The organism is Acinetobacter sp. 826659, assembly GCF_000588515.1.
GTDB classification, from domain to species: Bacteria; Pseudomonadota; Gammaproteobacteria; order Pseudomonadales; family Moraxellaceae; genus Acinetobacter; species Acinetobacter pittii.
The window spans coordinates 1-2047 of record NZ_JFYD01000021.1 but is presented as its reverse complement, the minus strand read 5'-3'; the positions used below and the strand labels follow the sequence as shown (position 1 = coordinate 2047).

Below are 2047 nucleotides of genomic sequence, written 5' to 3'. Positions count from 1 at the left end.
ATGAAAGAGCAATAAATCAGAGCAATAAAAAAGCAACCAGTTTGGTTGCTTTTTTATTGAGTAAACTAAATTTTAGTTTTCACTTACAAAGGCAATATCGCTCAGTCCGGCTTCACTGGCGCGAGACATTACCTGAGCAACAGTATCGTACTTCGACTCTTTATCAGCACGAAGTTGAACTGTTGGTTTAACATCACCTTGACCTGCTTCTTGAAAACGTTTTTGAAGCTCATCTAGGCTAATTACTTGAGTATCCCAAGCCACTTCACCATTTGCATTGATACTAATCGTAATAGCTTTTGGTGGTGGATCAATAATTTCAGCAGTTGTTTTAGGAAGCGTTAATGGAATCGATGGGTTGGCAACTGTTGCTGTGACCAAAAAGATGATCATTAACACCAACATAATGTCGATTAGCGGAATGAGATTCATCTCATTCATGCCACTATCGTGGTCTTCACCCAATTGAAAAGCCATTAAGCTTGACCTCCAACGTAACTTTGCTGTGCAGTTTTAACATCAGACTTTACAGTTGAGTCTTGCTGCAACATCGTGTCAATTAACAAGCTGTGCGCTTGATCTTGTAAGTCATGAGCAAGACCACGGTTTGCACGTACACAAATGTTATAAGCCAATACCGCTGGAATCGCAACTGCAAGACCAAGACCCGTCATAATAAGCGCTTCACCTACTGGTGTAGCCACTTGAGCCAAACCTGCTTGTCCGCTTTTACCTACCGCAACAAGCGCATGGAAAATACCCCAAACTGTACCAAACAAACCTACGAATGGTGCAATTGAAGCAATCGTTCCTAAAACAGAAATACCTTTATCAGCATTGGCCTTTTCAGCAGAAATCTGACGAAGTAATGCCTGCTCTGCAACCGCTTTACGCTGTTCAAAACTCAAAGGTTGTAACTTTGCTTTTAACGAAGTGATAGCCTGAGAAAGTTGAGCATAAGCTTGTTGTTTTAGCTGGCGAGTCCCCATCAAACGTAAGATGAAAACTGTCCAGGTAGCAATCGACATTGCCAATAAGATGAAATACAGGGTTTTACTCACTGCATCTGCATGTTGCCAATAGATTGAAAAGTTCATATTGAACTCCTGATTAAGGTTAGCCGTTGGGACTCAAATTCATTTAAGGGGTTAAATCAAAGGGTTGCTCTGCTTTAATTGGATAAGCAACACCATTTTCCATATAAGGTTTAAATTTCGCACCGCGAACAGCACGGACTACTTTGTCATCTAGACTTGAAATACCACTACTTCTAGTCACTCGTACATTAATAATTTTGCCTTTTTCATCGGCTTCAATAAGTACCATGACAGAGCGTGCTTCGCCTTGTAAATCTTTTGAAGAAACTGTTAAACGTGGTGAACGGCTCCACTGTACACCCGAACCCCCAATTGAAACGCGTTTCGGTGATGGATCTGGGGCAGGTTGAGCTTTAGGCGCTTCTTGTACTACCGGCTTAGGTTTTTCAACAACTTTTTCAGTAACAGTTGTCGTTACCACTTTGGTTTCAACTTTAGGTTCTGTCTTTACTGTTTCTTTTGGTGTTTCAGCTTTTTTCACCTGTTGAATTTTTTCCACTTTTTTAGGTGGTGTCACAGGTTTTTCAACAACTTTAACTTCTTTTACCTCTTTCTTAGGTTCCGGCTTTTTAGGCGGTTCCTTTGGCTTAGGAGGTAGTGGTTTTGGTTGCTCTTGAATTTTTACGAAACGTACCTGTAAAGGCTTCTTCTCGATTGGCTTTAATTCAGCAGGCTTAATATGGCTGACCGCCCATAAGACCCCGATATGACCAATTGCAACCGCAATTAGTGCCGTGATGACTTTCTTTTTCATCGGATTGGGAGAGTTTAAGGCTGCGGAAGATTGACTCATAAGAATCTAATTACCTAATGGATGATGATTTCAGATTTCTATTTGTAGAAACGATTTCAAACATCGGATAGAACAATAAAGTGCCACAATAATAAATGAGAAGTGTTTTCATTTGCAACTACTTTTTTATGAAAACATTCCTCATTATCGCGAGGTC

3 protein-coding genes are annotated in these 2047 nt (G+C 40.4%); all 3 read right to left on the bottom strand.

The window, feature by feature from the left end; translation table 11 throughout:
- Positions 1 to 72: 72 nt before the first annotated feature.
- The 3 genes from J663_RS18390 to J663_RS18380 are packed head-to-tail and all read right to left on the bottom strand — an operon-like array spanning position 73 to position 1890.
- Positions 73 to 477 (bottom strand): ExbD/TolR family protein, encoded by a 405-nt coding sequence (locus J663_RS18390; RefSeq protein WP_000885432.1) that lies wholly within the window; start codon positions 475 to 477, stop codon positions 73 to 75.
- The gene (locus J663_RS18385) at positions 477 to 1097 is read right to left on the bottom strand and encodes a MotA/TolQ/ExbB proton channel family protein (protein WP_001011664.1); all 621 of its coding nucleotides are present in this window, start codon (positions 1095 to 1097) and stop codon (positions 477 to 479) included. The genes J663_RS18390 and J663_RS18385 overlap by 1 nt, the downstream gene beginning before the upstream one ends.
- Before the next feature lie 43 nt (positions 1098 to 1140).
- On the bottom strand, positions 1141 to 1890 hold the full coding sequence (locus J663_RS18380; RefSeq protein ID WP_033849492.1) for an energy transducer TonB: 750 nt from the start codon (positions 1888 to 1890) through the stop codon (positions 1141 to 1143).
- Positions 1891 to 2047 lie beyond the last annotated feature (157 nt).